This is a genomic window from Methanobacterium sp. (genome assembly GCF_038562635.1).
Classification (GTDB): Archaea; Methanobacteriota; Methanobacteria; order Methanobacteriales; family Methanobacteriaceae; genus Methanobacterium_D.
In genome coordinates, this window is the sequence record NZ_JBCFBO010000001.1 from 1,520,059 (window position 1) to 1,539,308 (window position 19,250).

Below are 19,250 nucleotides of genomic sequence, written 5' to 3' on the forward strand. Positions count from 1 at the left end.
AGATAAATAATACATTTATATCAAGTTAACTTGAAATTACCAATTTAAAATAAATAGAAAGTAAAAATAATGCCTAAATTTTGTGTAAAATTCAAATTTAAGCTTTAAATCAATTAATGATACGAATATATCTTAAAATCACTCATGCGGTGTATACTCTTAAAATTTATCCCCTGTTTACAGCCTTCAGCACACTGCCGTCTTTCTCAACAAAAAGGATCACCTTACCGTTCACTGGACATGGTTTAATGAGTTTACTGGAGTTGAAAATCAAACCACTTGTAATTGACTGCCCATCAAGGGTGTATATGCCATCAATACCACCATCCAGAAGCTCTTCAGCAGTTTTCTGGCCGGTGATCTTTTTGGGTCCCACCACTAAAAACCTCCCATCATTTTTAGTTGATGCAAGGCCTAAACCCGCCATAGCACCAATAACTCCATCTTCCGTACCGCCTAAACCTTCAAGTCGGATCCCAAGGTTATGCGCTAAATTCCTTGCTTTTTCCTGATTCAATATGGTGTATTTAGCGTCGTTTCCAAAAGCAGCGAGTGCAGGTGTGATCTGACTTTCATGGGCAACTGCAAGTCCTGGATCACTTCCTTCTATAAAATCGTCCATCATTTCACCCTTTACCACTTCAAACAACCCATCAATAGCATCTATTTCCCTGTTTTCAATATGGATCACTGAACACGTGTTGTGGGATGTATAAGGGATATCTGGATGTTTATACAACTGGTGGCGTGTAACACCGTAAACTGGATAATCTTTTGAAAGTTCTTTAGCAATTGTACGTGATAATTTACCTGTTCCCCTAGATTCAAGGTTGTCTGTATCGTCCATGCATATGTAAATCATTTTAAATCTCCTTAATTGTCTTTGTGTTTTTTATTTTTATTATAAGTTCTATTAACTAAGCTTGAAAATTCCTTAAGTTTTGATGCGAGGCCTTTATAATGAGGCAAATAAGCCTCGTAGAAATATATTCTTTCTGGACCAATTCCTGCTTTTTCTAATTCATCTTTCAATTCTTCTACTTTAAGCATTAACTTCTCACTTACATGACTTCCTGCAACATTTCCAGTCCCATCACCCAAAAATATACCTGCTGCACCCATTTTAAATGCATGAAGTATATGTTTAGGTTCTAACCTTAAAATAGAAGGAACTTTAATAATTCGAACCTCTGAAGGGTAGTTTAACCTGTTTTTACCCATACTATCAGCCGCAGTGTAGGCAATTTCTTTATCAAGAAATGCAATAACTGCAGGAGTCCCTGTACTCAAACATCCATCGATCCTTGCAAAAATATCTTCATCACTGCTTAAAGGTAAAGAGATTGCATTATTTTGACATTTTGATATACACCCTCCACACCCAGAACATGCAACTGGATCAACCTGAATAGTTTCACCGAGATATACTGCGCCTGAATGACACAAATCTATGCATTCTTCGCACATTAAACATCTATAATGATCAACAACGGCAAAATCAGGTTCTATTTCAATATTACCCTGAGAAATTAATTCTGCAACCTGTGATGCTGCTGAACGGGACATATTTATAGATGCTGTGACATCCATAGCTTCTTTTGCAGTGCCGCAGACAAACATTCCAGACACAGTTGTCTGGGTAGGTTCCATTTTGGAATTTTTTTCCTTTACAAACATTTCAGGTGTAAGACTTACTCCAAGGGCATTTTCTATATCCAGTATATCTTCTGGAGGCTCAACAGCGCACGAAAGTACCACCATATCATTTTCTATGTCCAAAATGCCCCCACCAAGGGTATCTTCTACTCTAGCTACAAATTTGTCTTTATCTTTTTTAACTTCGGCCACCTTTCCCCTGATGAACTTAATTGTTTTCTCACCTTTTTTCTGGGTTTCAAAGTAGTAATTTTCATAAGTCCCCGGGGTTCTCATGTCAGTATAACAGATATAAATTTCCACGCCTTTGTAATGATCTATAATATAATTAGCATGTTTTAATGCCACCATACAGCATATTGTGGAGCAGTGGGGTATTGAACCTTCTTTCCTATCCCTTGAACCCACACACTGGATCATTACAATTCTACGGGGTTTTTTTCCTGTTGAAGGAACAACCAGTTTACCAGATGTGGGCCCGTTTACTGCAAGTATCCTTGCAAGTTCCATCTGGGTAATTACATCCTGATACTTTTTGTAGCCAAATTCCTCTTTATTCTCCGGATTAAGTTCTTGATGTCCAGTAGCGATTATGACCGCGCCAACATTTAAAGTTGTTTCAGTTGCCTGACGGTCCAGATCAATTGCCCCAGCAGGGCACGATTCTACACATGTTCCGCATTTAACACATACATCTCCCTCTATTGTATAAGATAATGGAACCGCCTGTGAAAATGGTTTATATGCAGCTTTTCGAGTTGATAAACTTGCGTTCCAATCATCACCAGTTACAACATTACATGCACTGGAACATTTCCCGCATGCATTACATTTTTCTTCATCCACAAATTTAGGGCCTGTTAAAATATCAACCGTGAAATTTCCAGCATGCCCAGCGACGCCTGTGACCTGAGACTGGGAAAGAATTTCTATATTTGGATTTTCTGCCACTTCACCCATTAAAGGGCCTAAAGAACACATGGCACATTCTTCGCTAAGTGTATCTGCAGAAAATACTTTCCCTACCTTTACCATATTGCCCCCAATTGAAGGGGTTTTCTCTACAAGGTAAACTTTTATATTCTGCCTTGCAAGTGAAAGAGATGCTGTGATCCCTGAGATTCCGCCCCCAACTACCAGGGCACTTTTTACAACTGACAAACTGGTTTTTTCATGATGAACTGCCTGTTTAGCACCATTTATGGCCGAATTAACTATATCGATAGCCCTACTGGTAGGATCAGGGTCTTTATCAACCCATGCGCACTGCTCACGTATATTGGCCACTTCCAGCAGATAAGGGTTAATTCCCACACTTTCGGCACATCTGCGGAATTCTTTCTCATGCATATTTGGAGAACATGCTGCAATAACAATTCTATCAACATTTGACGACTCAATACTTCCTTTAATCTTATTTTGACCTTCAACTGAGCAAATATAAGGATTTTCCTCCATAAGAATTACATCATCATCTGAGATGGCATTTTTCAAGTGCCCAATATCAATTTCACCGGAAATATTTCCCCCGCACTGGCAGATGAAAACACCTATTTTAGCATCACTCATTTTTTACCATCTCCAATGCCAAATTTCTCAAGAAATGGTTCCACAGGTACTGCATGCATATCAATACCTATATCTTCAGGTTCTGCACCAAGCAGCAGGGCAAACAGCTCTGAAATATAAAGTACTGGTATTCTTAGAGACATACCTAATTCTTCCATCAAAGATTCCTGGTAGTATTCAAGGTTGAATGTACAGCCTGGACATTGGGTAACAATTACATCTGGCATGGCCTCAGCGATGCTTGCAAGTTTTCTCCTTAAAATTCCCCGAGGGTAATCACGGTCAATTACCGAACGGTGCAATCCCCCTCCACAGCATAGGAACTTTTCAGAATAATCCAGAACTTCACATTTAAATTCTTTTAATATAGTATCAATTACAGTTGGATTTTCGAAATTACCAGATTTAACATCTTTAAAAAAGAATTTAGAATAATGACAGCCGTGGTGAGTAACAGCTTTGACTCCTGAAAGGGAATAAACAGCTTTTTCGACTATCTTGCTCCTTCGTGCCAGAAATACATCTGAAATATGGCTGACTTCAGAATTGATATCATATTTTTTGCCCATATTTTTTAACATGCCTTTAAACTGTTTTTCAAGCTTTTTTTCCTTGGAAAGCAACTTCTGGCAGTGTTTTAAGTTGTTATAAGACATTGGACAGATGCAAGTAATATTATGGTTTTCAGTTTCTGCTGCAAGTGAAAAATTACGGGCATTTAAAGCCATAGCTGTTTCAATTGGAACTGTACCCGTATAAACTCCTAATCCTGCACATGAAGATTGGCGTGGGTCATCTGCATAATCAGCTTCAATAATATCGAGAATATATTTTACTGAAAGCTCTATTCCAGGATATACAGATCCTGCTGTACAGCTTTTAAATAAATAATAGTTATCAAGAGGTGGTGAAATAGTGTCCGGGTTCATTTTACAGCCCCCCAAAACCTGTACGTTTTAAAATTTCCCGTATTTCCCTCAAAGATTCTTCAGGAACTGGAACATTCCTTGCATCATCACTTCTAAATCCTAAACGTTCACGTTTCAGGTTATTATCACGGCAACGATGATAGGTTTGCTCCCCAAACTCAGTGAGCAAGTCTATATCCTGCGTAGATGGCAAAAATGTTTCTCCTTTTAAGTAAAGGTTCCTCTTTATTTTCTCTGAAATATCACTGATTTCTGGAGGGACATTACCTTCTAAAACAGCCAGGGTTTGCAGTGCCAGCACCCCTAAACCCGCTTTACAGTTTCTAGGACACCGTGCCCTGCATGAATAGCACTGGCCGCATTTCCAAATGAGTTCATTCAATTCTTCTGTGTAAATATCGCCCAGCATAAACCGCCTCATCAGATCCCTTGGCCTGTAATCTGCATACAGGTAGGCTGCAGGACAGCTTGCAGTACAGCGCCCACACTGTATACACTTTTTAAATCCACTTTTCTTGAATATAATACTTTTAAAAGGTTTTTTACCTATTTTAAGAGTTATTCGTCTGATACTTTCATTTGCAGTTGATTCTATCATTCTGTTATCTGCCATTTTGTCTTCCCTTTTAATGTAATTTAAATCCATGTAGAATGCGTTCACTCTATTATGGAATATGCGAAAAGGGAGTATATACGTATCGGTTGTGTGAGATTGTAGAGATGGATTATTACATGATTACTGTTAAATTCACCTTAAAAACGAATCCAACATATTTAAGGTCCAAAATATAATTAAATCCCCTCAAAGAATATTTAAAAAAATAAATTTTAAAAGAACCGGAGCCAGCAAAAATTAAAAAATTTTTGCGGGTCAAAATTAATATTTTGACATGACTTGGAGGGTATGTAACTTTCTCCGGTTCATAAAGATGTAACATTTAGAAATAATAATGGAAGGGCCGATTAAGGTGGATGGGACCAAAGTATTTCTACTTTGGTTCAAGTTCTATCGGCATGTCATACCTTACATGTCGTTACATAAATAGTTTTCTATGTACGATTAAACTCAAATGCTTCAAATATAAAAAAAATAAGAAATTTTAGTAAGTTATGAACGGATTACAAGTACCATAGCCCACATTCCCAATACGTTTATTAAACCATATCGCATACATTGAAATATTAAAATTATTAGGGAAATGAACATGAACAAGAATCAAAAAATCATAATAATCGCAGCAGTTGCAATAATAGCCATTATCAGCATAATTGTGTACGCAAATTATCAAAGCTCAAGCTTCAACAGCGGACAAATTACAGATATGGCAGGTAGAAGCGTTAACGTGCCTGCCGATATTAACAAAACATATTCAACAGCAGGATCGGTTACTGTACTGCTTTACATGCTTGCTCCTGACACGATGATAGGCTGGAATAGCCTGAACGGGACACAAAATTACATGCCAGCTAAATATAGAGAACTTCCAGTTTTAGGAGGCGGACAAGGTCAGGGACAGCAAACTGCCGGTTATGAAACCATAATAGAAAAAGATCCAGACTTAATTTTTACAGGACACAGTGGAAGTAATGACACCATCAGTAGTATCCAGCAAAAATACGGCAGTATTCCTGTTGTGGATGTGGAAGGAGATAACAATCTAAGCAACATTGCATCTGCGATCAAATTTATGGGCTATGCTCTTGGTAAACAGAACCAGTCAACCGAGCTGATTAACTTTTACAATGATGTGTTAAATCAGGTTAACAGTACGGTATCAACAATACCAGACTCCCAGAAGAAAAAAGTTTACTATGCCCGAAGTGCCGACGGGTTAACCACTTTTGCCCCTGATTCGCCGCAGACACAGCTTATAAATATCTGCGGGGGTAAAAGTGTTGTCCAGTCCCCAGTTGCAAGCGGGGGTATGAGTGTTTCACTGGAATTAATTCTGGAGTGGAACCCTGATGTTATCATTACAAGTAGTTCAGAATTCTACAAAAATGTGTACTCAGACAAATCATGGCAGAGTGTAAACGCGGTTAAAAATAAACAGGTTTATTTAACTCCACAGGATCCATTCAACTGGTTTGAAAGCCCGCCCGGAGCAAATACAATTATAGGAATACCATGGACAGCCAAAGTGTTATATCCAGATAAATTCACAAATTTAGACATGAATAACCTTACAAAAGAGTTCTACTCAAAGTTCTATCACTATAATCTAACCAGCAGCGAAATTTCCAGTATACTGAGCTCTTCAGGGCTAAATGAATCATGAACATGGAATTAGAATTTAAGGAAGTATAAATCAGAGAAAACCAGTTTTTTTAACAGAGTTCTTTCTGATTTTTCTATTTTCAATCTATTTTGATTATATCCGCAGAAACTGCTTTAAATCCAATAAATACTCTTTTTCCAATATTTAAATCCAGTTTTTCACGTGAAAGTTCAGTAATATCTGCGATGACATTATCTCCACCAACATCCACATCAAGACGCACAGCATCGTCTTTAAACTGCATTTTGGTTATTGTTCCTTCAAATGTGTTTCTAACACTGGACTCATGAGGCTCAAGGGTTACAAATATACTACCCGGACTTAACGAGATAAGGACATCATCTCCAACGTCAAAATTTTCTGCAGTTGGGAGAGTTATTTCATTTTTACCTAAAGCAACCTTCATAACCCTTTTTTCGTTATCTACAGCAGAAATAGTGCCTATCATTTCGTTTAAATCAACATGTTTTTTTAAAGCCCTGTTGACTTTGATAAATTCAAATAAAACCTGTTTACCTTCATCTGTAAGCTCGCTGCTGCCTCCACCTCCTTTTCCACCCCTTTTTGTGACCACCATAGGTGAACCCAATTCTGTTTCCATAATTTCTATATTTTTAAGGGCAGTTCTATAGGGAATACCTGTCTCTTCTGACGCTTTAGCGATGGAACCATATTTATCTATACATTGAAGAAGCTTAGACTTCTTATTGTTCATAGATATAGTTTTATCGCCCATTTCAATTTCTACGTCCAATTTATATCTCATTTTTTTATCTGGCATAGTAACCATCTTTTTACCTTAAGGCGTCTTATGATTAATTTTTACAGCTGAAATTTTACTTATTTAAGGATTAAAAGTTTTATTCATCCTTATTTTTTTCCAGATTTTGAATTATTGGACAACCTCATCTTATATTATAATCTATTTTTCAAACTTTTCTATAAATTTAACTGATTTAAATTTGACGGTCCAAAAGTTAAATAGATATGTTTATATATGCATGTCGCATATTCAATTATAACAAATACGTGGGTGATGATCATGCCAGTGATAATTGATACAGAAAAGTGTGGTAAAATTCAAAACTGTCCTGGAGAAGGACTATGCATAAAAATCTGCGAACAAAATGCAATAGAAGAAAGAGATGGAGATGTATTCCTGATACCTGAAAAATGCGACGATTGTGACTTATGTATTCAAAGCTGTCCAAATAAAGCTATATCTAAGGATGGGTAAAGATGAGAATAGAAAGAAACGGCGACCAGGTACGTTGTCTGGATTATAATAGTGAAAACTGTATAGGCTGTGGGATATGCGTAGATATCTGCCCAACTAATTCTTTAAAGTTAGGCCCAGTTCTACCTATAGCCAGAGGACTGCTAAAAATGGATTATGTTTCAGTAAATGAAGACACATGTGCTTTATGCGGGTTATGTGCATCTGCATGTGCATTTAAGGCCATGAAATGCAGCATAAATGGCGAAGATATGGCTAAAATGGAAGTGTACCCAAAATGGTCCCATGAAGCAGCAGTTAATGATGATGCCTGCGTATACTGCCGTAAATGCGAAACTGCCTGTCCAAGAGATGCAATAACAGTTACAAGAACACTCCCTAAAAGAGCAGACCTTGTAATTGGAGAAATTGAAATCAAAGAAGATGAATGCATAAACTGCGGCGTATGTGAAGAAATGTGCCCTGCAGAAGCCATTAAAATCAAAGAAACAGGTAAAAATTCATACAGCATCTCAGTTGACGAAGATAAATGTGTATACTGCCTCGTATGTAAACGAGCATGTCCTGAAAATGCAATAAAGGCAGCATGCAGATTATGTTCCTATGGAGAGTACGAGCTCGACCCTGAAAAGTATTCAGTTACCGGTAAATTAATCTTAGATGAAGAAGACTGTATTAAATGCGGATGGTGCGAGGATATCTGTCCAAAAGAGGCAGTTACCGTTATTAAACCATTTGAAGGAGAAATATCTACCGGAAACACTGAATGTAAAGGTGACTCCTGCCATGCATGTCAGGATGTTTGCCCATGTAACGCTATAACAGTTGTGGACGGGAAAGCCCAGGTGAACCCTGATCACTGTATACTCTGCGGTGTATGCACTAACGTGTGCCCTCAACAGAATATAGTTATAAAACGGAACAACATGAACCTCGGAAACGTGCGTTCAAAGTCATGGGATAAAATATTATCAAACCTGACAGAATAGACAAAAAATTAATTTTACAGGATATATTGCGGCCATAATATATCCTCCTCCCTTTTTTTAATAGTTCATATTTTTAACAAAAGTTTGATTCATTTCGATACGTTTATATAGACTCCTCGATTAAAAAAAACATTGTCACATAGAACTGGTAGTTGATTTAATTAAATTACCATGTAAGTCTAAATTAGAAAAATAATCTAATTTAAGTGTAATTGGAGGCGGTAAATATAAATACAGAAAATAAAGCGATTTTAGATATAGATAATATTGATTGGAACGGAATGTGGAACGAAGCACTCCAGAAAATGCCCCGGGAAAATGAAAAAACCAGGTGGGATAAAATCGCACCAAAATTCAATGAATGGATGAAAACAGATGACTACCCCCAGATTTTAGCATCAAAAATCCATAAAGAACCAGATTACAGTGTTCTGGATTTAGGCTGCGGCAATGGAAGCATTACGCTTGAAGTTGCAAAACATGTCAAACAGGTGACTGCGGTGGACATGTCAGGTGAAATGCTGAAGTTTGTTGAAGAAAATGCCCAAAAAAAGGGTATTTCAAACATTGAATATATGCAAAGCTCAATTGAGGACCTTGATCCTGACAAAATAGGTCAGTATGATGTAGTAATAGCATCACGATCACTTGGAAACGTTCTTAACCTCAAAAAAGAGCTTAAAAAGATAGACAACATTGCCAGAAAGTATGTATACATGACACACTGGAGTGCAACAAGTCATCAGTTCGAAAAAGATCTTTCCGAAATTATAGGTGTACCCCACTACACTTCCCCCGATTATATGTATGTATACAACATGCTCTATCAGATGGGCATATATGCCAGTTTAGAACCGATTGAATGTGTATCCCGACATATATATCAGGATTTAGACGATGCAGTAGAACGCCGCATATGGAAACTGGGGTGGACTACAAATAATATCGGAGAAGAAAAAAAAGTGAAAATTGAAGATTTTTTGAAAAATAAACTCATTGAAAGGGACGATGGGACCCTTGAATACACCACCAATGATCCTAACTGGATGTTGCTGTGGTGGAAAAAGTAAATTTATTATTAGGCGGTAAAAATGGATAAAAAAATTATAATAGGGGCAATAGCAGTAATTGCAGTTGTAGCTGTTGTGGCAGGATACATGAGCCTTGGCAGCTCCATTCCCGGCACAGGCAACACTACCCTCACAGATATGACAGGGAGGACTGTTCACGTGCCTGGTGAAGTAATCTCAGTACTTGCAACATCTCCCCCTGTAACCAATATAGTTTATATGTTAGCCCCAGATAAACTTGGAGGCTGGAATTCAAACTTAACAGCTGATTCAAAGAAATACATGCCTGAGAAATATCAAAACCTGACGGTAGTCGGAGGATGGTTTGGTACATACACAGGTAACCCTGAAACATTCATAGCAGCAAACCCCTCTCTAATATTAGACGATGTGAGTGTGAGTGGAAACAGTTCTTCTGCAGCGCAAATAAGTGACATGCAGAGTAAAATGGGCAGCATATCAGTAGTGGCAGTTTTAAGTTCAACAAACGTCACAAATTACACTCCATCCATTCAGTTCCTTGGAAAGATACTTGGAGAAGAGGAACAGGCAAATAAACTGATATCATTCTACAACAACGTGTCAAAAATCGTTAACAGCACAGTTTCAACCATTCCAGAAGATGAAAAAGTGACTGTTTACTATGCTGAAGGGTCATCAGGTCTTCAGACAGATCCAAGTGGTTCATCACATTCCCAGCTCATAAACCTCTGCGGAGGTATAAATGTTGCGCAAGTAGCAGTTAAACAGGGTATGGGAATGTCACAGGTTGGAATGGAACAGGTGCTTAGCTGGAACCCTGAAATCATCATAACCAATAACAAACAGTTCTACAGCAGCGTCTACTCTAACTCATCATGGAAAGATGTCAAAGCAGTTCAGGATAAAAAGGTTTATCTTGCGCCAACTTCCCCTATAGGCTGGTTTGATAGACCTCCGGGTGTAAACACCATTATTGGGATACCATGGACAGCTAAAGTACTCTACCCTGACAAATTCAAGGACCTGAACATGACAAAACTGACAAAAGAATTTTACATGGAGTTCTACCATTACAACTTGACAGACAGCGATGTGCAAGACTTACTGAACAATCAAATGTCCTAAAATTAAATAGATATACAAGCAGGATACTTTATCCTGCCCCTTTTTATTTATGGACATGCAATATACAATACATCTTTACTTAATTTCACACATGGAGGGAAAAAATGGGCAATGATACTACTACCCAAAAAATAGGTCCCCAGACCCTTAAAAAATCAATTCAAAAAACCATTAAGGAAACATCCGTAATAAGCGTGTTGATACTACTGCCAGTTATCTTATTTTTTGCATCTTTTTTAATAGGGAGATATCCCGTTTCACCATTAGACGTTCTAATGGCTCTTTTACCAATTAAAACAAATTTATCCCCTGCAGTTTACACTGTAGTCTGGGACATAAGGTTACCCAGAATAATAGCTGCAATGATAGTCGGCGCTGCATTATCAGTTTCAGGGGCCTCATTCCAGGGAACATTCCAGAACCCGCTGGTATCTCCAGATATTCTTGGTGTTTCAGCAGGTGCAGGATTTGGAGCCGCTCTAGCTATCTTATTAGGCTCATCTCCAGTAATGATACAGGTTATGGCATTTATATTCGGTCTTAGTGCAGTTAGCCTTACTTATTTCCTGAGCAGGAACTTCAGGGGCAACACCATTTTAATGATGGTGCTTGGAGGAATAGCCATCGGGGCACTGTTTTCAGCATTTACCTCCTGTATTAAGTACCTTGCAGACCCTAACAGCAAGTTACCCGAAATTGTATACTGGCTTATGGGCAGCCTAGCTTCAGTTAACAGCAGCAGCATAATGATGATTAGCGTGCCTATCTTAATTGGTTTTACAGCCCTTTTACTAGTAAGGTGGAGACTTAACGTTCTTTCTATGGGTGATGATGAAGCCCGAGCACTTGGTATAAATATAGACCGGTTGAGAATACTTGTAATTACGTGCTGTACACTTTTAACTGCCGCAGCTGTAAGCATAAGCGGAATTATAGGCTGGGTCGGCCTGGTAATACCACACGTAGCCAGGATGATTGTAGGGCCAGACCACAGGAAACTTTTACCTGCAAGCATTGCACTAGGCGCATTTTTCCTGTTGTTAGTGGATGATGTGTGCAGAACTGCAGTCTCAATAGAAATCCCATTAGGAATATTAACAGCCATAATTGGAGCTCCTTTCTTTGTTTATCTCCTCAATAAAGGTTATGAGGGATGGTCATGAGCAAAATTCTTGAAATAAATCATGCAGGGTTTTCTTACAATCAAAAAGAGAATATTTTTAATGATGTAAACCTTTCACTTGAAAATGGAGACGTCCTATGCATACTAGGTCCCAATGGAACCGGAAAATCAACTTTAATCAAATGTATGAACGGTTTGCTTAAATTAAACAGTGGAAATATCCTCATAAACAACCAAAACATTCATTCGCTGAATAAAAATGATTTAGCAAAGATAATAGGTTACATACCCCAATCTCACAATTCAACATTTGCATTTTCAGTCTTCGATGTGGTTTTAATGGGCAGAGCACCTCATTTAAGTTTAACATCAGTTCCAGGAGATAAAGACTACAAAATAGCTGAAGAGGCATTAAAAAGCCTTGGAATTTCCCACCTGACCGATAAAACTTACACCGAAATAAGCGGAGGAGAACGGCAGATGGTGCTCATAGCAAGAGTTTTAGCCCAGCAGCCCCAAATACTGCTTCTTGATGAACCAACATCACATCTGGACTTTGGAAACCAGATACGTACCCTCGATGTCATAAATAAACTGGCAGAAAATGGATTATCTGTCATTATGACTTCACACTTTCCAGACCATGCTTTTTTATCATCCAATAAAGTTGCCATTATGAACGGCGGGACAATTATGGAAATGGGAACGCCGGAAAGCGTTATTACAGAAGAAAACATGAGACGTGCATATAATATCGACGTTAAAATAATGGAAGTAGACGAACACAGAAAAGCATGTATACCCATGCCCATAAAATAACTCCATTATTATTACTTTTTTTTAAATTTATATGTTTAAGTGATATGTTTATATACACATATCGAACAGATTCATAATTGACAAAAAAATCAATCCTGCTCAATTCGCTATTTATTTTCTTAAATATTTGCAGGATCAGGTGATCAAAATAGACCCCACCAATGAAAAAATTGTAAAATGTGATTGGAACGAATTGTGGAACGATGCCCTTGGAAAATTACCTAAAAAAAACTCCAGATCATGGGATAATGTAGCACCCAAATTTAAAAAAAATAAGGGAAAAAATGACTATTCCAGAAGGCTTTTGGAGAAAATAAAATTAGAACCTGAGGACACCTTACTGGATATAGGGTGCGGCAGCGGTAATATAACCCTACCACTTGCCAGGAAAGCAAAAAAAGTCACAGCCCTAGACATTTCAAAAAAAATGCTTCATTTACTGGAAGAAGATGCTTCTGAAAACGGGCTAAATAATATTACCCCCCTTAACAGGCGTCTGGAAGACGTGCTGTTAAACAAAGATATAGAACCCCACGACGTGGTTGTGGCGTCGCGGTCTCTAAACGGGGTTTACAACATCAAACAGATACTTGAAGAAATCAATGTAATTGCTAAAAAATACGTTTATATAACATTATGGGGTGCCAATAATGTAAAATTTCAAAATGAAATATCAAAAATCATAGGAAGAGAATTTCACCAACATCCAACTTATATTTATGCATATAACATGCTCTATGAGCTGGGAATTTATGCAAATATTGAAATTTTAAAGTACGACAACAGCAGTTATTATTCCAGCATTGATGAAGCGATAGAAACCTTCAGGTGGAAAATGGTAAACCTGAATCAAATGGAGGAAGATATTTTAAGGGAATATCTAGCTGAAAAAATGGTTAAAATACACGACTCAAAGTTTAAATTTCCCCATAATAAGCCCGATTGGGCCTTAATATGGTGGAAAAAGGAATAAATTAGTCAATAATTAAATTATATGGACATAAAAGCTAAATATTATAAATTACGTTTATTAATCAAAAATCCAAAGGGATAACAATGAATATGAACATGTACGAAATTGTAGAGGATTATCTTAAAAACGAGAAGATAGGGGCCATTGCAACCGTTATATCGCGAGATGGGTCTGCACCACGAGACGTAGGTGCTAAAATGTTTATTGGAGAAGAGGGTAAAATTTATGGAACTATCGGAGGCGGTAACCTTGAACACAGTGTTTATAAACAGGCCCTATCCACAATGGGTACAGAAAAACCGGAAATGATCCACATACGGATGGACAGTAAAGAAGTGGCATCTGACGGCATGATCTGCGGGGGAAACATTGATGTTCTTTTGGAGCCTGTACATTTAAAAAATATTGAACTTTACAGACGCCTTGGAGAGTTAAAAAGAATGGGGTTAAATGGAGTTCTTGTAACACAGTTCGATGGAGAAAACTACCTTAAAACAGTTATAGAAGAAAATGCAGAAATAAGCGGGGACCCCATATCTGAAGAGGATAAAAATGCATTCTTAAAACACATGCGCAGTACAGATCTCCAATTTGAAGACGGAGTTATTGTTGAATCACTCCATATCGCGCCGTCACTTTATGTTTTTGGTGCAGGCCACGTTTCACAGTTCATCTCAAAAATAGCCAAGATGGTAGGGTTCTACGTTGTTATCATAGATGACCGCGCCGAATTTGCAAGCAGGGAAAGATTCCCAGATGCTGATGAAGTCCTTGTTGAGTCATTTTACGATGTGTTCAACCGTTTAAACTTCACGGGAAGTGAATACGTGGTAATCGTTACAAGAGGACATCAATTCGACAGAGATGTGCTTATAGAATCCCTGAAAAAAAACGCCAAATATATAGGCATGATAGGGAGCAGACGGAAAGTGAAAATGGTTCTCGAACATATGAAAGAGATTGGACTTGACCCTGAAGCTGTTGATAATGTTTACTCCCCTATTGGGCTTTCCATTAATGCAGAAACACCTCAAGAAATTGCAGTTAGTATTGTAGGCGAACTCGTAAAGGTAAGAAGATCCTGATATTGCTCTACTAACTTATAAATGGATTTAGCATCCTTTTACTTTTAATTTAAATTTATAGCACGTTGTCACGGCTTATTTAAAGCGATATGTAAAGCTAAACGTGTCTATTAAAAATTACGGAGGCACATAGACATTAAAGGGGACATAATACAACACATATTACTTAAAACAAGAATTTAAAAGCAGAATATACAAAAAAACAAATTTTATGCAATAATATTTCAAATAAAGATTTTACAATTAAAATTAGGTGAATTAAATGGATAAAAAGATTATAGTGGCTGTAGTGGCCGTTATTGCAGTTATAGCAGTGGTAGCAGGGTACATGAATTATGCAAATGCAATTCCCGGCACAGGAAATACCACCATCACAGATATGCTGGGAAGAACCGTTCATGTACCTGGTGAAATCAATATGGTTTTATCTACATCCCCAACAACAACCACAACAGTCTATATGCTGGCTCCAGATAAACTAGGGGGCTGGAACTTTAACCTCACAGACTCAGCAAAGAAATACATACCTTCAAAATACCAGAATCTACCTACAATAGGTGGCTGGTTCGGTCAAAATACAGGTAACTACGAAACATTCATATCAATGAATCCAGACGTTGTGCTTGAGGGCTATAATATTCAAGGAGATCCAAACTCCACTATAACTGAACGGCAGAAAAATATGGGCAGCATTCCTGTTGTAGGTGTGCAGGACACCACAAACGTAACACAGTATGCCCCTTCTATTAAGTTCCTGGGACAGCTGCTTGGAGAAGAAGGACAGGCTGATAAACTTATATCATTCTACAACAACATGACACAAACTGTCAACAGCACAGTTTCAACCATACCTCAAGACCAGAAAGCGAGGGTTTACTACGCTGAAGGAACAGCAGGACTGCAGACAGACCCATCAGGCTCGATGCACGGTCAGTTAATAGACCTCTGCGGAGGAATTAACGTTGCCACTGTCCCTGCAAACCTGAAAAGTGGAGGTATGACTCAGGTATCCATGGAACAGGTTTTAAACTGGAATCCAGATGTCATAATAACTGAAAACTCTCAGTTCTACAACAGCGTCTATTCCAATTCCTCATGGCAGGAAGTTCCAGCAGTGAAAAATCACAGAGTTTACCTGGCACCAAATGCACCTTTCAGCTGGTTTGACCATCCTCCAGCAGTTAACACTATTATTGGAATACCATGGACCGCCAAAGTAATTTACCCAGACAAATTCCAGAACTTGAACATGACCAAACTCACTAAAGAGTTTTACTCCGATTTCTACCACGTAAACCTGACAGACAGCGATGTGAAAAACATATTGAACAACCAGACAATTTAAAGCATACTTACCCAAATCCTTTGAAATTCAGAAACAGGAATTTATCCTGTTCAATTTTTTTATGCAAAAGAAAATAGAAAAAATTGACATGGAAGTACCTTAAAATGATATCCCTGGCTTTCCAAAACATACCACATCCTGTGAAATATGTGGAGAAAAAATTATGGACAGTAGAGAAATCATTTCTAATGATAAAACACTCTGCAGAGTATGTGAAAACGGCACTTACTACAAAAGGAGTTAATTAATTTAAAATTAATTAAATTCAGTGCAAAATATTATCCTATACAGGTTATAAAACCTAAAAAAAACCCGTTATAAATTAAAACATGTTAACTCATTGAATAGGAAGTAAACTTAAATGGATAAAAAAAATCACTGCAGCTGTAGTTACTGTCACTGCACACATGATTTGAACTGTACCTGTGACTGCTGCACTGCACCCAATCCACACACAAACCATTCAAAAGAGAGTAAAAATCAGCACCATAAATCTTAAAAGGAAAAAAGAGCATTTAAACAAAAAGTTGAATTAAACACTCTAAAAGCTTCAATATGTCGCTCTATCAAATTTAAAAATTCACTTATAACTTATAACATATAACTTTCAATCCAAAGGAGGAGATAAGGATTAAACTGGAAGATATCGACTGGAACCAGATGTGGAAAGACATACAGGATCATGAAACCAATCATTCCCCCAATGAAGGCGCAATAGAAGCCAGATGGGACAAAACTGCTGCACAATTTAGAAGGTGGATGGACGTAGATGACTACCCCCTGAAACTGATGCAGCGGGTGAAGTTAAAGGCAGAATGGTCCCTGCTTGATATCGGCTGCGGTGCTGGTGCAGTTTCAATACCTGCAGCAAAAAAAGCAGATAGAGTTACTGCACTGGATATTTCAAGTGAAATGCTGAAAATATTAAAGGAAGATGCTCAAAAAGAACACCTTTCCAATATAACATGCATGCACCGCTCCTGGACAGACATTGCAGTGGGAAAAGATATCGAACCCCATGATGTCGTGGTTGCATCCCGGTCCGTGGGGCGGGAGCCTGATATTCAAAGCGCCCTTGAGAAGATTGACAGCGCAGCGTCCGGATATGTATATATTACCGTCTGGGGCGGTGGAGAACATGGGCACTGCAGAGGTGTCCCTGCAGCCCTTGGAAGACCTTACAGGGACACACAGGACCATGTATATTTTTACAATATCCTATCCCAGATGGGCATACATGCCAATGTTGAACACCTGGAGTGCCACAGCCGCCTGATCTATAATGACCTCGATGAGGCCATGGAAAGCTGCAAAATTAGTCTTGGCCCTTTAAGTGAAAAAGAAGAAAAAACAGCAAGGGCTTATCTGGACAAAACATTGATAAGGCTTGAAAATGGGATGCTTGAAATGCCGGACAGTAGGCCTGTGTGGTCTCTGATCTGGTGGAAAAAATAAATTAAAAGATATAATAATTAAAAACAATATGATAACTGGAGGCGTTATTTTTGAAAATAAGATGTGATTTCGTAACAAACAGCAGTTCAACAAGCTTTGTTTTAACTGCAAAAGAAGACATCATAGATGCCAACTTAAACCACTTTAAAAAAACAGACAAAATTGGACTTGTACAGCTATTAACATTTGTAAAGGATGAATTGAAAAAAACAGGCCACACAACCAAAATAAACGATGAAGACTACTACTTCACCGTGAAAAAATTCAACATTGGAAAATCTGTCTTTTTAGACGACAGCATAAACCCTGATGAAATCTCAAGAACCGATTTCAGCGAGCTTTCCAATGAAGAGCTGTGGGACATCATAAACTGGATAGTTGTCAAAGGCCAAAGCCAGGACCTCTACGGTGTGGGAGCTACCCAGACAACCGATCCAAAATGCGACTGCGAAGAGGATGCGAGAGATCTTTAGATGATACGAAAACACTTTGAAGGATACAACTTCGTGGGAATTCCTGAAACTGGAATTACCTTCAGGTGGGGTGCAGACTTTTCTGAAGACCCTCAAATGGCACCCTGGCCAGAACTTGCGGACATATCAATATCCAACTACTGTACAAACGGGTGCAGTTACTGTTACAGGAAAAGCAGTGAAGAAGGCAAATTCATGTCCCTTGAAGATTACCGTTTTGCCCTTCAGGAGCTTACAAGCGAAAAATACGGTAGTATCTTTCAAGTTGCACTTGGTGGTGGAGAACCCCTCCTCCATCCAGATTTTACAGAAATAATCAGGATAACAAGGGAAGAATTTGGAGTAATACCAAATTACACCACAAGCGGCAAGTTCTTCAATCCAGAAAATATTGAAGCGACCAGGGACTACTGCGGGGCTGTGGCCATATCATGGGACCCCTACAGGGACCTGTCCACTGAAGAGCTTTCAGAAATTGGGTCTTGCTTAAAAGATAATGGTATCCTTGCAAATATCCACTACGTGATCTCAGAGGCCACCATAAATGATGCTGTAGACCTTTTAAATGGGAATTATGATGAATACATTAAGGACTTCAATTCAGTTATATTTCTGACCTATAAGCCCACAGGAAGGGCTGAAAACAGCGGAAGTATAAAATCTGCAGGCGCTCTAAGAACGTTCCTTGATCTTGTAGATGGCCCTGTTACCAGCGTAAAAATAGGCTTTGATGCCTGTTTTGTCCCAGTCCTGATGAAAGCTACAGGCATAAATGTAGACCTGATAGACAGCTGCGAATGCGGGTTCTTTTCAGTTTATATCGATGAAAATCTGGACGTAACACCCTGTTCATTCTGCAACAGCAGCAGTTACCACTACAATTTAAAACAGTTCAGTTTTGAAGAGATATGGGAAAGCAAATTTTCAGACTACAGGGATTACATAGATACCAGCTGCAAATCAGACTGTGTCGAATGCGATAAAATCTCAGGGTGCAGGGGCAAATGCCCCTTCTTTGATGATCTCTTTTTATGCGGTTTGATTAAGTAGATAAATGCTTTATTTAAATATACTTTCAAAGTAACATGTGAACAAAATTTATTTTAAAAATAACACATGTTACTACTATTTTTGTTTTTTA

Annotated in this window: 19 protein-coding genes; 14 read left to right on the forward strand and 5 right to left on the reverse strand. The window is 38.2% G+C overall.

The annotated features are described in order from the left end of the window. Window positions 1–166: 166 nt before the first annotated feature. From AAGU07_RS07525 to AAGU07_RS07540, 4 genes are read right to left on the reverse strand one after another with little or no spacing between them, the layout of a single operon-like run. Entirely contained in the window at window positions 167–862 is a 696-nt protein-coding gene (locus AAGU07_RS07525) for an ABC transporter substrate-binding protein (RefSeq protein ID WP_342458497.1), read from the reverse strand. An 11-nt stretch (window positions 863–873) separates the two neighbouring features. Continuing rightward, the gene (locus AAGU07_RS07530; protein ID WP_342458498.1) at window positions 874–3,225 is read right to left on the reverse strand and encodes a hydrogenase iron-sulfur subunit; all 2,352 of its coding nucleotides are present in this window, start codon (window positions 3,223–3,225) and stop codon (window positions 874–876) included. Beyond that, complete coding sequence (locus tag AAGU07_RS07535) at window positions 3,222–4,154, reverse strand: CoB--CoM heterodisulfide reductase iron-sulfur subunit B family protein (RefSeq protein WP_342458499.1); 933 nt, start codon at window positions 4,152–4,154, stop codon at window positions 3,222–3,224. The genes AAGU07_RS07530 and AAGU07_RS07535 overlap by 4 nt, the downstream gene beginning before the upstream one ends. A 1-nt stretch (window position 4,155) precedes the next feature. After that, window positions 4,156–4,767 carry a 4Fe-4S dicluster domain-containing protein gene (locus AAGU07_RS07540; protein ID WP_342458500.1) on the reverse strand — a complete coding sequence of 204 codons (612 nt, stop codon included), beginning with the start codon at window positions 4,765–4,767 and terminating at the stop codon, window positions 4,156–4,158. A 592-nt stretch (window positions 4,768–5,359) separates the two neighbouring features. Between AAGU07_RS07540 and AAGU07_RS07545 the strand changes: the two genes are divergently transcribed. Then, a complete protein-coding gene (locus AAGU07_RS07545; protein ID WP_342458501.1) occupies window positions 5,360–6,433 on the forward strand; it encodes an ABC transporter substrate-binding protein in 1,074 nt (357 codons plus the stop codon). Between the two features lie 79 nt (window positions 6,434–6,512). On the opposite strand, the gene AAGU07_RS07550 is transcribed toward AAGU07_RS07545, so the two are convergent. Further along, window positions 6,513–7,214 carry a TOBE domain-containing protein gene (locus AAGU07_RS07550; protein WP_342458502.1) on the reverse strand — a complete coding sequence of 234 codons (702 nt, stop codon included), beginning with the start codon at window positions 7,212–7,214 and terminating at the stop codon, window positions 6,513–6,515. Between the two features lie 261 nt (window positions 7,215–7,475). On the opposite strand from AAGU07_RS07550, the gene AAGU07_RS07555 reads away from it, so the two are divergent. From AAGU07_RS07555 to AAGU07_RS07615, 13 genes are all read left to right on the forward strand, one after another. Then, window positions 7,476–7,670, forward strand: a complete 195-nt coding sequence (locus AAGU07_RS07555; protein ID WP_342458503.1) for a 4Fe-4S binding protein — start codon at window positions 7,476–7,478, stop codon at window positions 7,668–7,670. 2 nt (window positions 7,671–7,672) lie between these two features. After that, window positions 7,673–8,659 carry a tungsten-dependent formylmethanofuran dehydrogenase subunit FwdF gene (fwdF, locus tag AAGU07_RS07560; protein ID WP_342458504.1) on the forward strand — a complete coding sequence of 329 codons (987 nt, stop codon included), beginning with the start codon at window positions 7,673–7,675 and terminating at the stop codon, window positions 8,657–8,659. A 212-nt stretch (window positions 8,660–8,871) separates the two neighbouring features. Then, a complete protein-coding gene (locus AAGU07_RS07565) occupies window positions 8,872–9,729 on the forward strand; it encodes a class I SAM-dependent methyltransferase (protein WP_342458505.1) in 858 nt (285 codons plus the stop codon). A 21-nt stretch (window positions 9,730–9,750) separates the two neighbouring features. Then, the gene (locus AAGU07_RS07570; RefSeq protein ID WP_342458506.1) at window positions 9,751–10,836 is read left to right on the forward strand and encodes an ABC transporter substrate-binding protein; all 1,086 of its coding nucleotides are present in this window, start codon (window positions 9,751–9,753) and stop codon (window positions 10,834–10,836) included. A gap of 104 nt (window positions 10,837–10,940) precedes the next feature. After that, window positions 10,941–11,999 (forward strand): iron ABC transporter permease, encoded by a 1,059-nt coding sequence (locus tag AAGU07_RS07575; RefSeq protein WP_342458507.1) that lies wholly within the window; start codon window positions 10,941–10,943, stop codon window positions 11,997–11,999. Continuing rightward, entirely contained in the window at window positions 11,996–12,778 is a 783-nt protein-coding gene (locus tag AAGU07_RS07580; protein WP_342458508.1) for an ABC transporter ATP-binding protein, read from the forward strand. Before AAGU07_RS07575 ends, AAGU07_RS07580 begins: the two co-directional genes overlap by 4 nt. Window positions 12,779–12,917: 139 nt before the next feature. Then, complete coding sequence (locus AAGU07_RS07585; RefSeq protein WP_342458509.1) at window positions 12,918–13,751, forward strand: class I SAM-dependent methyltransferase; 834 nt, start codon at window positions 12,918–12,920, stop codon at window positions 13,749–13,751. Between the two features lie 83 nt (window positions 13,752–13,834). Then, a complete protein-coding gene (locus AAGU07_RS07590) occupies window positions 13,835–14,836 on the forward strand; it encodes an XdhC/CoxI family protein (protein WP_342458510.1) in 1,002 nt (333 codons plus the stop codon). 262 nt (window positions 14,837–15,098) lie between these two features. Then, window positions 15,099–16,181 carry an iron ABC transporter substrate-binding protein gene (locus tag AAGU07_RS07595; RefSeq protein WP_342458511.1) on the forward strand — a complete coding sequence of 361 codons (1,083 nt, stop codon included), beginning with the start codon at window positions 15,099–15,101 and terminating at the stop codon, window positions 16,179–16,181. A gap of 361 nt (window positions 16,182–16,542) precedes the next feature. Beyond that, on the forward strand, window positions 16,543–16,680 hold the full coding sequence (locus tag AAGU07_RS07600) for a hypothetical protein (protein ID WP_342458512.1): 138 nt from the start codon (window positions 16,543–16,545) through the stop codon (window positions 16,678–16,680). Window positions 16,681–16,841: 161 nt separating this feature from the next. Continuing rightward, window positions 16,842–17,636, forward strand: a complete 795-nt coding sequence (locus tag AAGU07_RS07605; RefSeq protein ID WP_342458513.1) for a class I SAM-dependent methyltransferase — start codon at window positions 16,842–16,844, stop codon at window positions 17,634–17,636. 50 nt (window positions 17,637–17,686) lie between these two features. Continuing rightward, window positions 17,687–18,109 (forward strand): hypothetical protein, encoded by a 423-nt coding sequence (locus tag AAGU07_RS07610; RefSeq protein WP_342458514.1) that lies wholly within the window; start codon window positions 17,687–17,689, stop codon window positions 18,107–18,109. Then, window positions 18,110–19,159, forward strand: coding sequence for a radical SAM protein (locus AAGU07_RS07615; protein ID WP_342458515.1), 1,050 nt, complete (start codon window positions 18,110–18,112; stop codon window positions 19,157–19,159). Window positions 19,160–19,250: the final 91 nt, after the last annotated feature.

Excerpts from the sequence above, each read along its gene's own strand:
- AAGU07_RS07525 (WP_342458497.1), bottom strand. The coding sequence starts at position 862 with ATGATTTACATATGCATGGACGATACAGACAACCTTGAATCTAGGGGA.
- AAGU07_RS07530 (WP_342458498.1), bottom strand. The coding sequence starts at position 3,225 with ATGAGTGATGCTAAAATAGGTGTTTTCATCTGCCAGTGCGGGGGAAAT.
- AAGU07_RS07535 (WP_342458499.1), bottom strand. The coding sequence starts at position 4,154 with ATGAACCCGGACACTATTTCACCACCTCTTGATAACTATTATTTATTT.
- AAGU07_RS07540 (WP_342458500.1), bottom strand. The coding sequence starts at position 4,767 with ATGGCAGATAACAGAATGATAGAATCAACTGCAAATGAAAGTATCAGA.
- AAGU07_RS07545 (WP_342458501.1), top strand. The coding sequence starts at position 5,360 with ATGAACAAGAATCAAAAAATCATAATAATCGCAGCAGTTGCAATAATA.
- AAGU07_RS07550 (WP_342458502.1), bottom strand. The coding sequence starts at position 7,214 with ATGCCAGATAAAAAAATGAGATATAAATTGGACGTAGAAATTGAAATG.
- AAGU07_RS07555 (WP_342458503.1), top strand. The coding sequence starts at position 7,476 with ATGCCAGTGATAATTGATACAGAAAAGTGTGGTAAAATTCAAAACTGT.
- fwdF (WP_342458504.1), top strand. The coding sequence starts at position 7,673 with ATGAGAATAGAAAGAAACGGCGACCAGGTACGTTGTCTGGATTATAAT.
- AAGU07_RS07570 (WP_342458506.1), top strand. The coding sequence starts at position 9,751 with ATGGATAAAAAAATTATAATAGGGGCAATAGCAGTAATTGCAGTTGTA.
- AAGU07_RS07575 (WP_342458507.1), top strand. The coding sequence starts at position 10,941 with ATGGGCAATGATACTACTACCCAAAAAATAGGTCCCCAGACCCTTAAA.
- AAGU07_RS07580 (WP_342458508.1), top strand. The coding sequence starts at position 11,996 with ATGAGCAAAATTCTTGAAATAAATCATGCAGGGTTTTCTTACAATCAA.
- AAGU07_RS07590 (WP_342458510.1), top strand. The coding sequence starts at position 13,835 with ATGAATATGAACATGTACGAAATTGTAGAGGATTATCTTAAAAACGAG.
- AAGU07_RS07595 (WP_342458511.1), top strand. The coding sequence starts at position 15,099 with ATGGATAAAAAGATTATAGTGGCTGTAGTGGCCGTTATTGCAGTTATA.
- AAGU07_RS07600 (WP_342458512.1), top strand. The coding sequence starts at position 16,543 with ATGGATAAAAAAAATCACTGCAGCTGTAGTTACTGTCACTGCACACAT.
- AAGU07_RS07605 (WP_342458513.1), top strand. The coding sequence starts at position 16,842 with ATGTGGAAAGACATACAGGATCATGAAACCAATCATTCCCCCAATGAA.
- AAGU07_RS07615 (WP_342458515.1), top strand. The coding sequence starts at position 18,110 with ATGATACGAAAACACTTTGAAGGATACAACTTCGTGGGAATTCCTGAA.